12 protein-coding genes are annotated in these 21,658 nt (G+C 47.1%); 7 read left to right on the top strand and 5 right to left on the bottom strand.

The window, feature by feature from the left end:
- Window positions 1–105 precede the first annotated feature (105 nt).
- Both pafA and LZZ85_RS23695 read left to right on the top strand, forming a co-directional pair.
- Window positions 106–1,728, top strand: coding sequence for an alkaline phosphatase PafA (pafA, locus tag LZZ85_RS23700; RefSeq protein ID WP_237875973.1), 1,623 nt, complete (start codon window positions 106–108; stop codon window positions 1,726–1,728).
- 24 nt (window positions 1,729–1,752) lie between these two features.
- A complete protein-coding gene (locus tag LZZ85_RS23695) occupies window positions 1,753–2,010 on the top strand; it encodes an acyl-CoA-binding protein (protein ID WP_237875971.1) in 258 nt (85 codons plus the stop codon).
- Window positions 2,011–2,180: 170 nt separating this feature from the next.
- Here LZZ85_RS23695 and LZZ85_RS23690 read toward each other — a convergent pair whose 3' ends face one another.
- Together LZZ85_RS23690 and LZZ85_RS23685 are read right to left on the bottom strand one after the other, a co-directional pair.
- A complete protein-coding gene (locus LZZ85_RS23690; RefSeq protein WP_237875970.1) occupies window positions 2,181–4,997 on the bottom strand; it encodes a hypothetical protein in 2,817 nt (938 codons plus the stop codon).
- Between the two features lie 204 nt (window positions 4,998–5,201).
- Window positions 5,202–6,251, bottom strand: coding sequence for an isoaspartyl peptidase/L-asparaginase family protein (locus LZZ85_RS23685; RefSeq protein ID WP_237875968.1), 1,050 nt, complete (start codon window positions 6,249–6,251; stop codon window positions 5,202–5,204).
- A 259-nt stretch (window positions 6,252–6,510) separates the two neighbouring features.
- Between LZZ85_RS23685 and LZZ85_RS23680 the strand changes: the two genes are divergently transcribed.
- The gene (locus LZZ85_RS23680; protein WP_237875966.1) at window positions 6,511–11,355 is read left to right on the top strand and encodes a translocation/assembly module TamB domain-containing protein; all 4,845 of its coding nucleotides are present in this window, start codon (window positions 6,511–6,513) and stop codon (window positions 11,353–11,355) included.
- Between the two features lie 84 nt (window positions 11,356–11,439).
- Here the strand turns inward: LZZ85_RS23680 and LZZ85_RS23675 are convergent, their stop codons facing one another.
- The gene (locus LZZ85_RS23675; RefSeq protein ID WP_237875964.1) at window positions 11,440–12,651 is read right to left on the bottom strand and encodes a bifunctional 3,4-dihydroxy-2-butanone-4-phosphate synthase/GTP cyclohydrolase II; all 1,212 of its coding nucleotides are present in this window, start codon (window positions 12,649–12,651) and stop codon (window positions 11,440–11,442) included.
- Between the two features lie 390 nt (window positions 12,652–13,041).
- On the opposite strand from LZZ85_RS23675, the gene LZZ85_RS23670 reads away from it, so the two are divergent.
- The 3 genes from LZZ85_RS23670 (at window position 13,042) to rnhA (ending at window position 18,859) form a co-directional block, all read left to right on the top strand.
- Window positions 13,042–16,299 carry a TonB-dependent receptor gene (locus LZZ85_RS23670; RefSeq protein ID WP_237875962.1) on the top strand — a complete coding sequence of 1,086 codons (3,258 nt, stop codon included), beginning with the start codon at window positions 13,042–13,044 and terminating at the stop codon, window positions 16,297–16,299.
- A gap of 256 nt (window positions 16,300–16,555) precedes the next feature.
- Complete coding sequence (locus LZZ85_RS23665) at window positions 16,556–18,181, top strand: acyl-CoA carboxylase subunit beta (RefSeq protein WP_237875960.1); 1,626 nt, start codon at window positions 16,556–16,558, stop codon at window positions 18,179–18,181.
- Window positions 18,182–18,388: 207 nt separating this feature from the next.
- Window positions 18,389–18,859 (top strand): ribonuclease HI, encoded by a 471-nt coding sequence (gene rnhA, locus LZZ85_RS23660; protein ID WP_237875958.1) that lies wholly within the window; start codon window positions 18,389–18,391, stop codon window positions 18,857–18,859.
- 293 nt (window positions 18,860–19,152) lie between these two features.
- On the opposite strand, the gene LZZ85_RS23655 is transcribed toward rnhA, so the two are convergent.
- Both LZZ85_RS23655 and manA read right to left on the bottom strand, forming a co-directional pair.
- Window positions 19,153–19,749, bottom strand: a complete 597-nt coding sequence (locus tag LZZ85_RS23655) for a DUF6580 family putative transport protein (protein WP_237875956.1) — start codon at window positions 19,747–19,749, stop codon at window positions 19,153–19,155.
- Window positions 19,750–19,984: 235 nt separating this feature from the next.
- A complete protein-coding gene (gene manA / locus LZZ85_RS23650; protein WP_237875954.1) occupies window positions 19,985–21,196 on the bottom strand; it encodes a mannose-6-phosphate isomerase, class I in 1,212 nt (403 codons plus the stop codon).
- Between the two features lie 39 nt (window positions 21,197–21,235).
- Between manA and LZZ85_RS23645 the strand changes: the two genes are divergently transcribed.
- Window positions 21,236–21,592: a YraN family protein gene (locus LZZ85_RS23645; protein WP_237875952.1), complete on the top strand. Its 357-nt coding sequence runs from the start codon at window positions 21,236–21,238 to the stop codon at window positions 21,590–21,592.
- Window positions 21,593–21,658 lie beyond the last annotated feature (66 nt).

Genomic DNA, 21,658 nt, shown 5'->3' with positions numbered 1-21,658 from the left:
AAGCCTTTAAACCGTAAAACTTTGCTCCAACCCACATATTACCTTTCCATTACGACCGCCTAACTATCTCACAATCCCCTACTTTTGTGCAAAACAGTATTACGTATGCACAGGTTAAAGACGCTGATTATTTCTGCTTTTTTTCTTTCTGCCCACACGCTTCCTGCCCAGACTTTACAAAGACCAAAACTGGTGGTAGGCATCGTGGTTGACCAGATGCGGTGGGATTACCTTTACCGTTATTACGACCGCTACTCTCCTGATGGTTTCAAACGTATGCTGACGCAGGGCTTCAGCTGCGAAAATGCATTTATTCCTTATACGCCAACCTATACCGCGGCAGGGCACACGTCGGTTTACACAGGATCTGTTCCCGCTATCAATGGCATTATCGGTAATAGCTGGTATCGCCGCGATATTAAAAGAAGCTGGTATTGCGCTGAAGACACCACGGTGAGATCCGTTGGAAGTACCTCTTCTGCCGGTAAAATGTCTCCGCGTAATATGTGGACTACTACCATTACCGATGAACTTCGTCTCGCAACAAACTTCAACAGTAAAAGCATTGGTATTGCGCTGAAAGACCGTGGCGCGATCCTGCCGGCAGGACATTCCGCCAACGCTGCTTACTGGTTCGATAACAGCACCGGCGGCTGGATCACCAGCACCTATTATATGAACGAACTGCCTGACTGGGTAAAAAAAGTGAACGATAAAAAACTACCCGATCAGTACCTGGCGCAGAACTGGAACACGCTTTACCCAATCGAAACTTATAAGCAAAGCACGGAAGACAATAAACCGTATGAATCAAACCTGACAGGAGAGGATAACACCTTCCCTCATACTACCGCTTCCATTACCGGTAATAAATACGAAGCATTCCGCGGAACACCATACGGCAACACTTTCACCTTCGATCTGGCAAAAGCAGCCATTGATGGAGAAAAACTCGGACAGAGAGGTGTTACAGATTTTCTTGCGGTAAGTTTCTCTTCTACTGACTACGTTGGTCACGCATTCGGACCAAACTCGATAGAGGTCGAAGATACCTATCTGCGTTTTGATAAAGAGCTTGCTGCATTTTACACAATGCTTGACGCAAAGCTTGGCAAAGGGCAATACCTGGTATTCCTCACTGCTGATCATGGTGCAGCCCACGTACCTAACTTTATGAAAGAGCACAATATTCCTGCCGGTGCCTTTGACGACGCAGAGATCAGGAAATGGCTGAATGAAAATGCGGAGAAGAAGTTTGGTGTGAAAAATGCTATTGAGACGGTAATGAACTACCAGCTTTACCTGAACTATGCTGCGCTGGAAACAGCAAAGGTAGACCAGGATGATCTCAAAAAATGGGCGATCAAAGAACTGAGCCAGCACCCGGCTATCATGAGCGCATTCGATCTGCATGAACTTGCGGAGACAACGCTTCCTTCGACGATCAAAGAACGGGTGATGAACGGATACAATCAGAAACTTTCCGGAGACATCCAGTTCGTCTTCATGCCACAATGGTTTGATGGCGGCTATAAAGGAACCACGCACGGCACATGGAACCCGTACGATGCACATATCCCCATGGTATGGTTTGGCTGGAAAATAAAACCCGGCAAAACCAATCGGGAAACCCACATGACAGATTTTGCCCCAACCGTCGCCGCCCTGCTCCACATACAAATGCCAAACGGAAATGTGGGACATGTTGTTGAAGAAATTACTAAATAACTGCAATCATAAAATAACTTAACTATGGAACTGAAAGAACAATTCGAAAAAGCAGCCGCCGACAGCAAATCGCTCTCTGAAAAGCCATCCAATGAAGTGCTGCTGCAGCTTTATTCCCTGTACAAACAGGGCACCGAAGGTGATGTCAACACTGACCCGCCTTCCAATCCATTCGACTTCGTAAACAAGGCAAAATACGAAGCATGGTCTTCCCTGAAAGGCAAAACGAAAGAGGCCGCCATGGAAGAATATGTTGCACTGGTGAACAAACTGAAAGATTGACCAAACTCACCAATAAAGCAAAGAGCCCGCGTGTATGCGCGGGCTCTTTGCTTTTACCAGTTGAACAAAATATAAACAAAGTCTGGAACAGTCCCTGACAAATGTCGCCGGTAAAGCGAACCAGGCAGGCCCGCTGACTTTATAAAAAGAATGAAGTAAGCAGGTTCGCATTATCTCGGGAAGATCGACACCGGCATGATAAACTCAAACACCGTTGCGCCCGATCTCCTTGTATAAAAATCCATGTCAAGTAAATGACTCACCCTGAATCCAAATGTCAGTTCATACTGGTTCCACCACTTTGTATCAAAAAATACTTCCCCTCCCACACTGCGCTGATCTGCGGTGGCAGTTTTATCCCTTGAATACACTTTCATAAGGTCATAAAATCCGTTGCCCCTGATCCTTTTGATATACAGAATATTTGCAAAACCCCAGTCAGGATAGATCAATGGCAAATGATAATTAACAGAAGTCCGCCACATCCTTGAAAAATACGCTTCATTATACCCTCTGGCATAGGCCACCCTGTTGCCAAACAATGTATTCAGCGTATCGGTTTGCTGAAAGCTTCCGGTCAGAACAACACTGTGAGATGGAGCCACTCCGGGGAGATATAACGATCCGCCACCCAGGAACTGCCAGCTATCATATTTCGTCACTGCATGACGATATTCAGCGGACAGACGGTATCCCAATCTTGGATAGATATGCTGCACGGCTGTTTCTACCTGCTGGGACCATTGCAGGTAATGATGCAGATAGCTGAAGTTATTCTGTGCAAATGAATCCTTATAAAAACCGCGATTGAAATCATTCCGGTAGAAGTAGTTCGTACCTGCGGTCAACTGTTTGAACGTTTTCCCGCTGGTCCAGGATAAAGGGATGCTTATCCCCGCCCTTGAATCCAGTTGTGCCCATTCCTTTTTCTTATTATCGATCACGGCACTGCGGTTAAAAGTATACTGGGTTCCGATGCTCAGATAGGGAAACCATTGCGCAAAAGTTGCGCTTGCCCCAACGGCACTCGTTCTGTCATTTTCATTATACAGGTAATACAACTGGGTCTGCAATGTATTCAGCACATTTTCGCCGTAGAGAGAGAAACTGAACTCAGGATCTTCATAGTAAGGTCGCCAGCTATGAAAATTGATCAGCCTGGTCCCTTTCCGATACCTGCTTACAGGGAAATAGCGGGACGGTAATTCACCCGGCACTATTTCAGTGATCGAACCGGCGTGGGCAACCGGGTAGGCAGGTCTTAATGTTTCTACCGCTGCTTCGGTAACCAGTTCTTTCGAAAGTGAACTTTCATCAGCCTGCTGCAGTTGAAAACCGTCGGCGGTAAACGAAGACCAGGCGATCTTACCCGAACCTGCATTGGCAAAATAATTTCCCAATGGCCAGTTGGTGATCCTGTACACCTTTTTATCAGTCATCTTAAAACAAAAGACATGATCCTTTCCCTCGAAAGATGCGCTGAAATAAACCGTTCCATCATTTACCCAGGGAAAACCGATCACATTAAAGGAGGGAGGGAGCAATCTAGCCGAACTTCCTGAAGAAACTGAAGAAACAGCCAGCGTCATTCTTCCGTCATTAAGGCGGACGGCACTGATGATTGAATCTCCTGAAATAAATTTCGGATCAGTGAACAGGCTGATATCCGCAGCATTGATCACTGTTTGTTTTTCGCCGGAAACGGCATCCAGGATATGCAGCTCACTGCGGCCATCGATCCCGGCATAAACAGTTACGATCTTATCACCCGAAGGTGAAATATCCGGGGAGAAATATCTTGTTTTATGCGTGATGGTCTGCTGTGTACGATCGTTAATATCCATTACCTTGATCACGCTGTAATCGCGCCAGCGCCAGCGCGGATCATTTTCATACGCGGCATAAACGATCTTTCCATTACGATAAGAATACTGATCGTTGGTTGCAATATCCCTGATGCCCAGCAAATGCGTTCCATCTTTGTCCTTTATAAAAAACGCGGGCCGTTTATTGTAAGCTTTCTCCAGGTACAAGACTGAATCAGCAGAGATCACATAGGGATAAAGGCGGTCCTTCACTACATTCTTATCCAGCTGCAACGCCGGTGCTTCGCCAGCCCCGGACGAAGCCTTCCCTGTAGACGGATTGTTTTTATAATAATCAAATGCCGCATTACGGAATGCTTCATAAGAAAGACCCGTCTGCTTTTTAATGGCTTTCTGGAAGGGATAAAAAATACCTTTGAAAGCGGAGGCATCCTGCGTTATTTTCTTCCAGAAATCAAGGCCATATTTTTCGTATCCATAATTTACGAGCAGATACCCGAGATCATAATGATCCGGAACATAATCTTTCATGGAACCGTTACGCAGTTTCATCCAGGAATACTTTTTACCGGCATTCCACAATGCCGGGTACGCATTCAGGAACAGGGGCAAACGGCCACGTCCCTGTTTGGATAACACGGTCTCATTATAAACCGCATCACCTTCGAAAAACCAATCGGGTACTGACGCATTCACTGCAAGTGCGAGGCCTTCTTCGCCAAACAGCCGGTAGAATACTTTGCTCCAGCCATTCCTGAAATTGTTGAACTGCTCCACATGCCGGAATTCATGGATGGCAAGCTGATCTACCCAGGACAGGCTTCCAAGGTTGAAATTATTCAGAGAGGGTGTCAGGTAAAATTCGCTGCGGTATGGCCCCAGTCCGACATATCCGTTTGCAACCGTCGTCTGATTTTGCAGCACTACGTTGATCTTATGGATCTGCTCACCCAGTGAAGCCTCTTTTTGGGAAGCCTGGTAATGCGCAAGGGTTGCGACACGCTGCGCCTGGCTATCCAAACCTTCCGGGTATATCACCCGAATGGTATCTGTACTGATCTGTTTCCAGTTTATTCCGGGCGGGGTTCCGCCAAAACGTTGGGCGTGTAACGAAGAAGCTATGACAAGCAACAATGCACAAGCGGATAAACGGTGGGGCATGCAACTATTTTAATCGTTAAGATAAAGATTTCTGGATGGGTGTGGCCTAAAAATCGTCTGGCGCAGGAGCAACGCAATGGACTCCAGGGACCGCAACAGACGTAAAGAAATCAACCACTGATATCCGGGAAATCCTCTGCGCTCCTGGCGATCCTTCGCGTCCATTGCGTTGTTCCTACGCCAGACAATAATAAGCCAGCTCCATTATTCCTTATAGATCTTCACCACTTTCTCCCCTCCTTCTTTCACATATCCCCTGTACATACCCTCCGTGCAGAAAGGCATGGCTACATTTCCATTCTTGTCTACCGCGATCAGTCCGCCGTCGCCTCCAAGTGCGGGCAACTGTTTCATCACCATCTCATCGCTGGCCTGTTTGAGGCCAAGCTTTCCATATTCCATCATATCACTGATCGTTTTCGCCATGACGAGGCGGATAAAATATTCGCCCCAGCCGGTTCCGCTGATAGCAACTGTTTTATTATTGGCATAAGTTCCTGCGCCTATGATCGGCGCATCTCCTATCCGGCCATACTTTTTATTGGTCATGCCGCCGGTACTCGTAGCCGCAGCCAGGTTTCCCTGTTTATCCAATGCCACAGCTCCTACTGTGCCGTACTTGTAATCACGATTTTCCGGTTGTTTGAGCAATGCCGCATGCTTTTTCGACAAAGAATCCGTTTTTTTTATCTGCTCAAGCGAATCAAGCTGCCTGGCTCTTTGCAGACCTTTCCAGCGTTCCTCGGTAAAAAAATAGGATGGGTCTACGATCTCAAGTCCCTGCTGCGCTGCAAACTTTTCCGCGCCTGTACCGGCCATCATCACATGCGGGCTTTTTTCCATCACTGCCCTTGCGGCTGTGATCGGGTTCCTGATCGTTGTCACACCAGCCACCGAGCCTGCACCCAGGGTTTTTCCATCCATTATTGCCGCATCAAGCTCATTTTTCCCTTCATTCGTAAATACGGCGCCTTTCCCCGAATTGAACAATGGATTATCTTCCAGTACACGCACTGTTGCTTCTACCGCGTCAAGCGCCGTTCCTCCCTTCTCCAGAACCGCCTGGCCCTTTGCCAGTGCAGCATTCAAGCCCTCGTTATACGCTTTCTCCTTCTCCGGCGTCATCTGGCTCTTCAGGATCGTACCCGCACCTCCATGAATGACCAACACATATTTGCCTTTCTGGGCAACCGCCGTCTGCACCACGAGGATTTCTAAAAAGAAAAGTGAAAAAACAAGCAGGAACTTTTTCATGTACAGTTTTTGGAGCAATTTACGAAGTATCGCCAATCGTTGCCCGCTCACCGTTGTCCGTTGTCCGAAAAACATTCAATTTATATTTCAAGCTGCCGATTAAACCATATCAGGTTTAACCGGTCAACGGTGAACGGATAACGGACAACGAAGAAGGATTTCGGTTCCAAATTTGCCCCTACACGGCGATTGACTATTTTTGCACCTTTAACGGAATTACGTCCTGAAGAAGCTCAAAAAAATAATAGGCTGGATCTTTTTGTCTCTCCTGCTGCTGATCATCGCAGTGTGGATCTTTATTCAGACGCCTTTCGGGCAAAACTGGATCACCAGGGTTGTCACTAAACGCCTCTCGAAAGACCTGCACACAAAGATCGAGATCAGGAAAGTTGATTTCTCCCTGTTCAACAATATGCATCTCGAAGGTGTACTGGTGGAAGACCTGAAACAGGATACGCTGCTTTACGCAGGTGAAGTGCGGGTCCGTATTACGGACTGGTTCTTCTTTAAAAAGAATATCGAACTGAAATATATCGGCCTGTCGGATGCCGTGATCCAACTGCAACGTTCCGATTCAGTGTGGAACCACCAGTTCCTGGTCGATTACTTCACCTCCCCCTCCTCCGGTAAGTCAGAAGATGCCACACAACTCAACCTCAAGGAAGTTGATCTTAAGAATATTTCTTTTGTAAAGAAAGATGGATGGCTGGGCCAGGATATGACCGTGCGCCTCTCTTCTTTTTCGCTGAATGCGGAAAATATTGATCTCGGGAGGAAAACCATCAAACTCGGTTCGCTCAGCATTGTAGACCCATATTTCGCACTCTATAATTATCAACGCCGCAAACCGGCAGATTTAGTGACCGATGAAGAGCCGGTGATCCCCGTATCAACAGATTCACTGCTGAAATGGAATAGTGCCGGATGGATCGTGGAAGCTGAAAAGCTGGAAATTCAGAATGGAACGTTCAAAAGCAGTGCGGCTTCTGCCGGGCCGCAGATCGCCGGCGTGTTCGACGGAAAGAATATCGAGTTCGCAAAGATCAACACCAGTTTTAGCGGTCTTCGCTGGGAAAAAGATACGGTTACAGCCCTGCTCAACCTGCAAACAAGGGAACGAAGCGGCCTGGAAGTAAAATCCATGGTGGCGGATGTGAAACTCACACCGCAGGAAATGAGTTTTAACAGGCTTAGTCTTAAAACGAACAACAGTATCATCAAAGATCATTTCAGCATGCACTTCTCCGAATTCGGAGACATGAACGACTTTCTCCATGCAGTAAGAATGCAAGGAAATTTTGATGATACACAGCTGGACAGCGATGATATTGCCTTCTTTGCACCGGAGATGAAAACATGGAAGAAGAACATCACACTCAATGGTGTGATCCGCGGCGCTGTAGATGATCTGTTCGGCAGCAATCTCGTCATACAGGCTGGCAATAATACTTTACTGAACGGAGACATCAGCATGACCGGTCTTCCCGACATCAATCAAACCTTTATAGATTTCAAGGCAAACGAATTCCGCACTACTTACGGGGATGCGATCGCATTCGTTCCCGCTATCCGCAGCATCACTCAACCCGATCTCAAAAAACTCGGGTATGTTCGCTTCAACGGGAACTTTACAGGATTTATACGCGACTTCGTAACATTTGGTACTATACAGACCAACCTCGGTACGATCACGAGTGACCTCAACATGAAACTTCCCGCTGATCAGCAACCGGTATATTCCGGCACCATTGCTTCCGATTATTTCAAACTGGGCGAGTTTCTGAATGATAGCAAGATCGGGGTTGTTGCCCTCAACGGTTCGGTTCGTGGACGCGGCTTCAATGTAAAAACATTGCGGACCGATCTCGACGGAAAGATCCGCTTCGCTGATTATAACGGATACCGGTACAATAACATCGTACTGAAGGGAACGCTTGATAAAAAACGTTTCGAAGGGAATGCCTCGATAGATGATCCGGAAGCACAGCTTACACTGAACGGGGTTATCGACTTTGGCGATACAACGGTGCCCAGGTTCAACTTCCTCGCCGAAGTAAAAAAAGCAAATCTTAAAAATCTTAATCTCACCAATGACGATCTTGCTTTTGCGGGTAAGTTCAACCTCAATTTTACCGGCAACAGCATCGATAACTTTTTAGGATATGCCAACATTACGGAAGCATCTTTATCGAAAGACGGCGATCCGCTCCCCTTTGATTCGCTGATCGTATCATCTGAATTCTTCAATGGTGTAAAAACACTGAAGGCTCAATCCAACGAGTTTGAAGCGAAGGTCACCGGCAACTTTAATATCCGTGAACTACCGGATGCATTCAAATTATTCCTGAACAGGTATTACCCCTCCTATATTCAGCCGCCAAACAGACTTCCGGAAAATGATTCGCTTACGTTCGATATCACCACCAAATATGTTGGCCAGTATGTCAAACTGATCGATACCAGTTTTTCCGGCTTTGATAATGCGCATATTTATGGTAACCTGAGAACACGGGACAATGAGCTTAACCTGAACGTGGAGATCCCGCAGTTCAAATACCAGAAATACAATTTTGATGATTTCAGGTTAACGGCCAAAGGAACAGAAGACAGTCTCTCCCTGTTTGGCTCTGTAACCAATATCAATATCAGCGACAGCCTGAACGTTCCGCTTGCGATCTTCCGGATCGAGGCGCGGAATGACACATCACTGGTAAAACTTTATACCGGCGCCAACCAGGCGATCAACAGGGCCAACCTGAATGCCCGCGTACTGACCTTTGACAACGGCGTAAAGATCGAAATGCAGCCTTCTTCGTTTGTGGTGAACAGTAAGACCTGGACGATCGAGGAAAACGGAGAGCTGGAATTCAGGAATAATATCCCCGCCAAAGGACAATTGGTGCTGCAGGAAGGCAACCAGGAAGTAAGGATGCGAACGAAACCTTCGGAGACCGGGGACTGGAACGACCTGATCGTGGAACTGAAGAAGATCAATGTGGGCGACTTTGCGCCATTTTTTGCACCGCGGAACAGGATCGAAGGACTGGTTTCCGGCAACCTGATGGTGGAAGATCCCTTCAACAATCTCTATGTTTCTTCGAAAGACATCGTGGTAGAGAGCGCCCGCATGGATGACGATTCCATTGGTAATATCACCGCATCTCTGTCTTACGAGAACAGAACAAAAAACCTTAAAATAAACGGTAAAACCGTCAATCCCGATGGCGATCTGGCATTTGACCTTGGTCTTTTCCTTGGCTCACCGGAAGAACAGCAAAAAAACCTGATCGCGCTCAAAGCAAATCACTTTCAATTAAGCGTACTGGAACGATTCCTGGGAACTCTATTCACGGATATCTCCGGTTTCGTTACGGGTGATTTCGATCTTCGTGGTGAACTGAGTAAGATTAACGTTACCGGCAAAGGGAGACTGCAGGATGCGGGGATGAAAGTGATCTTCACACAGTGTTTCTATAAGATCCAGGATACTGATCTTGAATTACGGTCGAATGAGATCCCGCTGGACGGCATCATTCTGAAAGATACGGCCACCGGCAACCCGATCTATCTTACCGGGGGCATACAGCACAATGCATTCCGCGATATGTTCTTTGACCTCGCCGTATCAACGCGTAAACCCAATACAACCGGGGCGGAGAATAATAAACCGGTGCTGGTACTAAATACAAACGTAAACGATAACCAGCAGTTCTATGGACGCGTAAAAGGAACAGGATCCTTCTCGCTTTCCGGACCGCAGTCAGACATCTTCATGAAGATAGATGCGATCGCATCCACGACGGACAGCAGCGTAGTGACTATTCCATCGTCCAAATTGCGCGAATCAGGTATTGCCGATTTTCTGGTGGAAAGAAAATACGGTCGCGAGATGAGTGACAGCAGCCTGTCCGCCGGTGCCGCCAATGTCACTTACGATGTAGACGTTACAGCCAACCCTGCCGTAACAGTGAAAGTGATACTGGACGATCTCACAGGTGATAAGATCGAAGGACGTGGAAACGGCACACTCAACATACATTCAGGCACTACTGAAAAGCTGAGCATGCGCGGCAGCTTCGATATACAGGAAGGCAGCTATCTTTTCACCTTCCAGTCATTCTTCAGAAAACCGTTCGTGATCAAACCGGGATCCGTGAATAACATCTCCTGGAGCGGGGACCCGTATGATGCAAAGATCAGGTTCGAGGCGATGTACACCGCCACGCAGGTAAGCTTTGCACCACTTGCAAGTGCGCTGAGTTTTGATCCGGCCTATTCAAGAGTACGTGAAGATGTGCATGTGGTGGCAAATCTCTCCGGAGATCTGTTCAAGCCCGATTTCAAATTCCATCTTGAATTCCCGGCAAATAGCAGGGTCAGCCAGGATTTCTCAGTTCAGTCCAATATCCAGCAAATGGAGAAGAATGAGAATGAGATCAACAGACAGGTAACCTACCTGATCGTATTCAACAGTTTTGCGCCGCCGGAAAATACTGTAAATCCAAATGGTCTCGGCTCCGCGATCAATGAGCTTACATACAGCACCATCTCGAGTTTGTCAGGATTATTCTTTAACGAGATCAACAAAAAACTGAACAGTGAGTTATCGAAGATCCTGAAGACGGATAATGTGAGCATAAACTTCAGTGGATCTGTTTACAACCGTAACCTGCTGGATCAGCAAAGCAGCAACAATTTTAACATCAACCAGAGTACTTTCAATGTGAACGTACCGATCTCACTCTTCAACGATCGCTTTATCGTAACACTGGGCAGTAACCTGGATGTTCCATTACAGGCCACTATCCAGCAAAACGTGCAGTTCCTTCCGGATGTAACTGCGGAATGGCTGATCAACCAAAGTGGAACGATCAGGGCCAGCTTCTTCTATCGTCAGAACCTTGACTATCTCACTACGAGCAGTACAGGTGCTGCCAGAACAAAACGTTCCGGTGCGAACATCGCTTACAGGAAGGAATTTGATACGCTGGGAGATTTCTTCGGGGCTAAGGGGAAAAAGAGGAAGAAGAATGAAAAGGATAGTTTGCCGCAGGCGCCGGCGATATTGCCCGACTCGACGAATAAAGTAAAAAGTCAAAATTAAAAAGTAAAAAATAGCTCGGATAGAAGGAATCCATCCTTACCTCCCGAGCTATTTTTTACTTTTTAATTTTGACTTTTTACTTTACTACCCCAGCTGATTCAACTCATGTCCCAGCTTATCTCTTTTCGTCTGTAAATACTTTTCATTATGCGGGTTGGGTTCAATGCGGATAGGAATTGCTTCAACAACTTCCAGTCCGTATCCGATCAGGCCAACTCTTTTGCGGGGATTATTGCTCATGAGTTTGAGTTTGGAGATCCCGAGTGAGCGAAGTATCTGAGCTCCTACGCCATAATCGCGCTGATCCATCTGGAAGCCCAGGTGAAGGTTTGCTTCCACCGTGTCCATCCCTTCTTCCTGCAGACGGTAAGCCTTCAGTTTGTTGAGCAGGCCGATGCCGCGGCCTTCCTGGTTCATGTACAGTATGACACCTTTTCCTTCATTTTGTACCATTTCCATGGCTTTGTGAAGCTGTTCACCACAATCGCAACGAAGCGATCCGAGGATATCCCCGGTAAAGCAGGAGGAGTGAACGCGGGTAAGAACAGGTTCGTCCTTTTCCCATTCTCCTTTGATGAGGGCCAGGTGTTCATTGCTGGAATTCTTTTCGCGGAACGCCACCAGTTTGAAATCGCCGTATTTGGTCGGCATGTTTACGCGAACGATCTCTTCGATGAGCGAATCACGTTTTACTCGGTATTCGATCAGATCTTTAATAGAAATGATCCGGAATCCGAATTTCTGCGCTACTTCAAGGAGTTCGGGCAGGCGGGCCATGGAACCGTCATCGTTCATGATCTCTACCAGCACGCCGCCATAGGGAGCCGGGAATCCAGCCAGGCGGGCAAGGTCAACCGCTGCTTCTGTATGCCCAGCGCGTCTGAGTACACCACCTTTTTTTGCCCGGAGCGGGAAAATATGACCGGGCCGGCCCAGGTCTTTGGGATCAACCGCCGGATCATTCAACGCAAGAATTGTTTTAGCACGATCGTGTGCGGAAATGCCGGTAGTGCAGCCATGCCCCAGCAGGTCGACCGAAACAGTGAATGCCGTTTCATGAAGTGCGGTATTATTAGATACCATCAGCTCCAGGCCGAGTTCATCGCAGCGGTCTTCCGGCAGGGGAACACAGATGAGTCCGCGGCCGTTCTTGCTCATGAAGTTCACTATTTCAGGGGTAATTGCTCCGGCTGCTGCAATAAAATCGCCTTCATTCTCACGATCTTCATCATCAACAACTATGATCATCTTACCGTCACGTATATCTTTTATAGCCTCCTCTATCGAATCAAACATAATCAGAATTTTTGCAAAGGTAATAAACAACGAAAGGCGGTGAAAGTTGATTTAACTTGCATAGATAACCCTTTCTTTTAATATCGCCCTCATTTCCAGTGGCCGCCGGTAGCCTGCGTTTGATGGGTAGGTCGGGGCTTTTGAAACTTAACTTATAGTTTCGTGCCTTTCAGGGCATTTATTGTCTTCACCGGCACTTGGAACAGACCGTTATATCGTGTCAGAAAAGGTTACAATCGTGCTATACCCGTAAAAGCTTATGCAGCGAAATGCCCTACCAGCCTGTCCTCCGTTCAACAGGTTACGTGACAATTTGTTAATATTTTGCCAACGGGTAGAAAGGGAATATTCCCTTTCTTTGCACCACAATCACGAAAAATTTAACTAATCATGCTTAAGAGAATTAAATTCCTCTTGGTTATTGCATTGGCGTTCATCTCCCCTACGCTATTCTCGCAGACAACCACAAGTACAATTTCCGTTTCGGTCAAGTCGGGTACCGGCGAACCGCTTGTCGGCGCCTCTATCACGGTGACGAACACTGCTACTGGTGTGACTTACACCGGTATTACGCGTTCCGGCGGCCGTTTTGACCTTGCAAACCTCGCCCCCGGGGGTCCTTACAAGGTGCAGGTTTCATTTGTCGGAATGGAAACAACCACACATGAAAACATCATCCTTTCGCTGGGTGAGACAAGCACACAGGAGTTTGTAATGGGCGAAAAAGCAGCTGAACTTAAGGAAGTTGTAGTTGCTGGTACGCGCAGAGCGGCTGAAGGCGCTAAAGGCGGTGCAGAAACGACTGTTGGTCGCGACAAGATGGCTAACCTCCCCACGGTAGGCCGTAACCTGTCCGACTATCTCCGTTATGTACCACAGGCGAAGGTGAACTCCGTTGATGGTGGTATCTCCCTTGGTGGTCAGAACAACCGCTACAACTCTTTCTATATTGATGGTGCTGTAAATAATGACGTTTTCGGTCTCGCGGGCTCTGGTACCAATGGTGGCCAGGCAGGTATCGCACCGATCTCCATGGATGCGATCGACCAGTTCCAGGTCGTACTCTCTCCATATGATGTGTCCCTAGGGAACTTCACGGGTGGCGGTATCAATGCTACGACCCGCAGCGGTACAAACACCTTTACTGGTTCTGCTTACTATTTCTTCAGAAACCAGAATCTTTCCGGTAAAACTCCGGGTGTTGACAAAAGTGCAGCGACCAAACTGGCTGATTTCAAGAACGAGACATATGGTATCCGCGTTGGCGGCCCGATCATCAAAAATAAACTGTTCTTCTTCCTGAGTGGTGAGATCCAGCGTGATACAAGACCTCAGCCTTTCAACACAAGCACATACAACGGTGCCTCAAGCCAGGCTCAGATCCAGGGATTGGCGGACTACCTCAGAAATACTTACGGATATGATCCGGGGGGTTATGTTGACAACCCTGAAAGGGTTGAAGCAAACAGGATCACGACGAAAATCGACTGGAATATCAACAATACCAACAAACTGAGCGTTAGCTACCGCAATACTGACGGTCTGCGTAACAATACAACCCGCTCTAGTGCATCAACCATCAACTTCTATAATAACGGTTATGTGATGCCGGCGCTGACCAACTCTGGTTCGATCGAGTTGAATTCCCGTTTCAAGAACAATTCCAACAACAAACTTCTGTTGACCTTCACGAATCAGAAAGATGACCGTGGTGCACTCGGCAATCCGTTCCCACGTGTATCCATCACTGATGGTGCTGGCCAGATCGTTTTTGGTACAGAAGAATTCTCTACAGGTAACCTGTTGAAGCAAAACAACTATGCGTTATTTGACGTGTACAAAATGTACAAAGGGAAACATACGCTCTCTTTTGGTACAGATAACGAGTTCAGCAGTTCTACCAACATATTCATCCGTCAGAACTATGGTTCTTATGTTTATTCAAACCTGAACGCCTTCCTGACGAATGCACCTGCTCAAACATATAACAGGTCTTATTCCCTGCTCGATCCAGGTAAATCAGGTGATGAATCTATCAACGCAGCTGCAAAATTCAACGCACTCCGCCTTGCGGTGTTTGCAATGGATGAGTTCAAGGTTAATGATGACCTGACCCTGACGCTCGGTATCCGCGCTGACCATTTCCGCTTCCTGACCACTCCAAGAACAGACCCATTCTTCAACGATACTGCATTGGCTAAGATCGGCCAGTACTATGATCTTGATGGTGCACGTTCAGGTCAGATCGCAGCTCCTCAGACAGCGATCAGCCCGCGTTTCGGTTTTGTATACAAACTTCGTGACGAAGGGATCACCATCCGTGGTGGTGGTGGTTGGTTTACCGGCCGCAACCCGCTCGTATGGCCTGGTGGTGTGTACAACAACAATGGTATCAGCGTAGGTGGTATTGCGCGCAGCAACGTGACATTCCGCTCTGATCCTTTCAACCAGTACACTGCTTCTGACTTCGGTATCAACGTAGCTTCTCCTTCTGGTCAGATCGATCTTGTTTCAAAAAATTTCAAGATCAACCGCGTTTTCAAAACTTCTCTTGCAGTGGATAAAACCCTCGGAAAAGGATGGAAATTCACGATCGAAGGTATTTTCACCAAGAACATCAATGAGATCGATTATAAGAACGTAGGCAACCTGCCACCTACAAAACAATCTGTAGGTGCTGACGTACGTAACGTTTATGACCTCAGCGGTAGCCTTGCAGCTCCAATTCCTTTGCGTGCTAACGGTACTACTCCTTATACAGGTATCTACCTTTTGACGAACAACAAGGGCAGAAAAGGTTACTACTATAGCCTTACCGGTACGATCGACAAAGCCTGGAGCAATGGCTGGTCATTTAATGCCAACTATTCTTATGGTGCTTCACAGGTGCTGAATGAAGGTACCAGCTCTCAGAACAACTCTCAGTGGAGATTCATCGAGAGCGTTAATGGCCGTAACTTCCTGACGCTTTCTACGAGCGACTATGATCCGGGTCACCGCATCTTCGCTTATGCAGCTAAGAAGTTCAACTACCTGAAAGGTAAGATGGCTACAACAGTTTCTCTCGTGTACAATGGTCAGTCAGGTAACGCTTACAGCTATGTGCTGAACCGCGGTATGGTTCGTGACCTTGACAATAACGAAACAAATGACCTGATCTTTGTTCCTACAGAAGCTCAGTTGTCCCAGATGATCTTCCTGAACAACACAGTCGGTGGTGTTACATACACTCCTGATCAGCAAAGAGCTTTGTTCAATGAATTCATCGAAAACGACAAATACCTGAGCAAACGCCGTGGCCAGTATGCTGACCGTAACGGTGCGCGCCTGCCTTTCACCAATGTGATCGACCTGAAGATCCAGCAGGATTTCAACGTTAAGATCGCCGGCAGAACGTATCAGCTCCAGGTTACGTATGATGTGTTCAACCTCACAAACATGCTGAACAGAGATTGGGGTAAACAATACTTCATCAGCAATGACCAGTCGATCATACTTGACATGGCCAGCTACGTGAACGCGACAACCAATCTTACTCCTCAGTATCGTTTTACGCCTCCTGTGAATGGACGTCCGTATAACATCTCTGATGGCGTATTCAACAGCGCACGTTGGACGAGCCAGCTTGGCTTCCGTCTGAACTTCTAATAGATGAGATATAAAAAAGGAAAGGCCTGCTACCAAGCAGGCTTTTCCTTTTTTATATACTAAGTGGCCACTATCGCAGGCAGATAGCCGACCTTATCAAACAGCGAGGCTCCTGTGCTTTGGCCATCGGCCTACCCTTGCTATGGGTCCGCCATTGAAAGGTTTGAGTCAGATTCCTCCCTTGATCAGATCCCTGGTGCTTAAATCCTCCACTTCTCCTCTACCGCCCTATCTTTGTCGCACAACGATCTGTAATATGAATATCGAATTCAACCGTAACGAAGACAACCTGAAACTCCTTCTCAGTGACCGCCGCCAAAAGCTTGCAAAGATCTTTGAAGGCGGGGGTAAAAAGGCACAGGCCAAACAGAAAGAAAAGAACAAGCTGACCCCACGGGAGCGGATCGAATACCTCGTAGATAAGGATTCTCCATTTATAGAGATCGGCGCTTTTGCCGGTTATGAGATGTATAAAGAAGAAGGCGGCTGCCCCGCGGGCGGCACAGTTGCAGGTATAGGTTATGTCAGCGGACGCCAGTGCGTTATTCTCGCAAATGACCAGACCGTAAAAGCCGGTGCATGGTTTCCCATTACCGGAAAGAAAAATCTGAGGCTGCAGGAGATCGCGATGGAAAATCATCTTCCCGTGATCTATCTCGTAGACAGCGCAGGCGTTTATCTCCCTTTACAGGATGAGATCTTCCCTGACAAAGAGCATTTCGGACGAATCTTCCGTAACAACGCACAGATGAGCGGCATGGGTATCACACAGATCGCTGCTGTGATGGGCGCATGCGTTGCCGGCGGCGCATATCTTCCTATTATGAGCGATGAAACCCTGATGGTGGAAAATAACGGATCGATCTTTCTCGCCGGACCATATCTCGTAAAAGCTGCCATCGGCGAAGATATTGACGCAGAAACACTCGGCGGCGCTGTTACGCATACAGAGATCTCAGGGATCGCCGATTATAAATTCAAAACTGAACAGGAATGCCTCAACCAGGTAAAGAAGATCATGTCTATGCTGGGTGAGAAAGAAAAAGCAGGCTTTGACCGGATCGCACCTGCCGCGCCTAAAAAAGATCCGCAGGATCTGTATGGCCTTTTTCCGACTGATGGCAAACCATATGACGTAGTTGATCTCATTGAACGCATTGTGGATAATTCCGTGTTTGATGAGTATAAGGAAGATTATGGAAAGACCATCGTCTGCGGATATGCCCGTATAGATGGATGGGCAGTAGGCATCGTCGCCAATCAACGCAAGATCGTTAAAAGTAAAAAAGGCGAAATGCAGATGGGTGGCGTGATCTATAATGACAGCGCCGATAAAGCGGCACGATTCATTCTGAACTGCAACCAAAAAAAGATCCCGCTCGTATTCCTGCAGGATGTAACAGGATTTATGGTAGGCAGCCGCAGCGAACACGCCGGCATCATTAAAGATGGCGCGAAACTCGTAAATGCTGTAGCCAACTCAGTTGTACCAAAATTCACGATCATCACCGGCAACTCATACGGTGCTGGCAACTATGCGATGTGCGGAAAAGCCTATGATCCCCGTTTCATTTATGCATGGCCTACAGCGAAAATTGCCGTAATGGGTGGCGACCAGGCGGCAAAAACGATGGCCCAGATCCAGGTAGCCGGAATGAAATCCCAGGGCAAAGAAGTTACCCCGGCTCAGGAACAGGAACTGCTGAATGAGATCAAAGGCCGTTACGAAAAACAAGCCTCCCCTTATTATGCCGCTGCGCGTCTTTGGGTAGATGATATCATCGATCCCGCAGATACAAGATTACTGATCTCCGAAGGCATCAATGCTGCAAATCACAATCCCTATATGCGAGATCTGAGAACAGGTGTATTCCAGGTCTAGGATAGAAAAGTTAAAAGTAAAAAATAGCTCACGGTGATAAGAACAAGTCCTTTCACCGTGAGCTATTTTTTACTTTTCGCTTTTTAGTTTTTACTTTCCACCAGGTTTTTTCCCGAATTATTTCGTGTTTTCCTCATTGTGTTCAACTGCTGATTCGCGAGATTTGCCCCTGAATAAAACAACTCAATAAAAGATCATTTCGCATCAATGTCCCAGACTATCACGATATATACAGACGGATCATCAAGAGGTAACCCCGGCCCGGGCGGATACGGGACAATACTTATGGCGGGTCCTCATCGCAAAGAACTTTCCCAGGGCTATCGTTTCACCACTAATAATCGCATGGAACTGATGGCGGTCATCGCCGGGCTTCAGGCACTTAAAAACGATGGTATGAACGTTACTGTTTATTCAGACAGCCAGTACGTGGTGAAAGCGGTGGAACAGGGATGGTTGAAAAACTGGCTGGCGACTGATTTCAAAGGTGGTAAGAAGAACAAAGATCTTTGGACCCTATTTTCCAAACTTGCCAAAAAACATACCCTAAAGTTTGTATGGGTGAAAGGCCATGCCAATAACCCCCATAATAACCGTTGCGATGAACTCGCTACAGCGGCCGCAGATGGAGGCGGACTTATTCCCGATACAGGTTATGAAGCTGAGAGAAATGGGTAGCGAAGCGGGTTGGGGGAAGGTTTGGAAGGTTTCAGAGGTTTTATTTAGCTATAAGCATAAAAGGTTTAATAAATCAGGAAGTATTCTTCCCTCTTGTTAAACCTCTTTTTTATTCCGTGAGCTTATTAGTAACGCGCTCGTCGCGTATCGTTGCGTTACTTACACAGTGCGTAGGACACGTTCCAAACCTCCGAAACTTCTGAAACCTATGGGCCCCTACGGAACCTCTTTCAAAACAAAAAGGTTCCCGTGATCTTACTCACAGGAACCTTCTGATATTTTTCGCTCCACTATCAGGCTGTCTTCACAGCCGGGCGGATGAAGAAGTTTCTTGCTAAAGCAAACGCGCCAAACAATACCAGGCTAAAGAACAGGTCGCCGATGAGCTGATTGCCAACAAATCCTTTGATCACACCATAGTCACGGAAAAATGCGAGCGCATCTCCATAACACTGCCCCAGGCCTTCAAGCGTTCTTGGTCTTTTCAGGCCTCCGCCACCTGCCCAAACGGCAAAGTTGGAAACCAGGAAAAAGATGATCGAACCACTGATCGTAAAACCAAGAATGTTCTTCAGATCGATCTTTTTCATCAGCATACCAAAGAATGTGATGCCGACAAAAAGCAGGTAGATCACCCATTGTCCCTCATAAAATCCCTGGATAGGGCTAAGACCATTCATATACAATACCTGGTAAAGCATGTCTGACAGGAACAGTGAGAGAACAGGCAGAAGGACTGCAAAACGTTTATCACTGATCACCGCACCACCAAACAGCGCCATCGCCATCTGAGGAGCAAACCCGAAAGGGCGGCCTTCCCAACTGCGATATAATGCAGCAACTATTAACAGAATTACAAAAGCCCAGATGGTTGATTTATTCAACTTCATATAGTAAGATTTTTTCTCTTATGAAAGAGACAGGCAAAGGTAAATATTTAACAGGAAACCGGAAACCATTCCTTTTAAAACCCTGGTATACCGCAGCTCTGTTTACTTTTCCGACTGTAAACGCCACTTACCCATTCCAACTTTCCGTTTTATTTTACCGGGAAGCCGGCAAATAGCGCACTATCGTAGTAGTGCGGTATGCCTTTCTTTTACAACCGGCTTCGGGGGAGGCGTTTTAAGCTCCGGGAACGGTTGCCTTGAATACAAGGCTGTCCTCAATAGCAGTAAGAACAATATCGTTCCCCGGAAAAAGCACTGCTGAAGGCTCCCCGATATGGACCTCTACCGTGCTTCCGCCGCTGGCAACGGTCACCGCACCTTTTACAAGTAGGAATACTTCTGTTGTTACAAGATTGAAGGATGCTGATTCACCTTTTTTCAGGTTGAAGGAGCCGAGTTCAAACTCGGGTGCCGGCGTTTTGTACACAGTGTAGGGGCCCGTCTTCTCTCCTTTCAAAATATCGGGATAAGTTGGTTCACACTTTGTGTGCTTCAGCAATTCTTTCACATCAATATGTTTATTGGTCAGTCCACCACGCAGTACGTTGTCAGAACTCGCCATGATCTCAATGTTCTGACCAAACAGATAGGCATGTGGCACCCCTGCATCCTGGAATACAGCCTGTCCCTGCTTCACCTCAACCAGGTTGAAAAGATAGACAGAGAAAATCCCACGGTCAGTTTTACCCGGCTTCGAGAAGGTAAGGTGTCCTTTTGCCGCCCAGTAATCAGGATTTGATTTACTGATCTTACCAGACTCATATAGTGGCAGAATACGCGCGAGCAATGGTTCAAGGCGCCTGTTCACTTCTTCCGCCGGCATTTCCATTACGAGTTGATAAACCGCCGTGTAGTTATTGTCGGCAAATACCGGTAGCAGGAATTCCAGTTCAGGAACGCCGGCAATAATCTCTTTCATGGATGCAGGCGGACGGAATCCGTGCAGCAGCCAGAAATCCCCCATTGCCACCATCAGCTCCGGTTTATGATTGGTGTCTTTATAATTACGTTGAGGGGAATCAAGCGGCACCCCGGCTGCATTCTCTGCGGCGAAATCCTTTTCCGCGGCAGCCTTTGAAGGGTGTACCTGGATTGAAAGCATATCATTCACATCGAGTGCTTTCAAAAGAAATGGTACACTCCCAAATTGTTTGTACACATTCGTGCCCAGCAATCCTTCTGCATTTGCGTTGATATAATCGCGGAACAATGTATTATTCCCATCAGGAAATACAATTTTGCAATCAGCCTGGGGGTGCACACCCAGCCAATACTCCGCAAAAGGTTTGTTTTCCGTGTTTGAAACATCAAGCAAAGCCGGTATAAAAACGGCTCCGCCCCAGTCATAATGCTTTACAGTTCCTGTTAATTTCCCAATGTTCGCCATATAGATGCTTTTACCTTGCTAAAAAAGTAAAGATACACTATGGCATTACATAATAAAATCGGAGAAGAGGGAGAAAAAATGGCGGCTGCCTGGCTAAAGGAGCAGGGATATGATATCCTGCAGGTCAACTGGAGATATTCTTACTATGAAATAGATATCATCGCCCGTAAAGGAAGCACCCTTCATATTATCGAAGTCAAATCACGTAAATATTTTCCCGGCGCCTATCCCGAAGACAGTGTGAACCGTAAAAAGTTCAAACACCTGCAGCGCGCTGCTGACCAGTACCTGTCACGCAACCCGCAATACCAGTGGCTGCAATATGATATCGTCGCCATTACCATACATAAATACAAGCCGCCAGAGTTCTTCCTGCTCCAGGATATCTACCTGTAACACGAATGACCACCAAGTCATTCTTAACAGGACACACTTTCAAAACAGAAGCATTCACTATCCGCG

Origin of the sequence: Terrimonas ginsenosidimutans (genome assembly GCF_022012415.1) — a bacterium.
GTDB classification, from domain to species: Bacteria; Bacteroidota; Bacteroidia; order Chitinophagales; family Chitinophagaceae; genus Terrimonas_A; species Terrimonas_A ginsenosidimutans.
The sequence above is the reverse complement of the archived record's forward strand: the minus strand, read 5'-3'. Positions and strand labels throughout refer to the sequence as shown.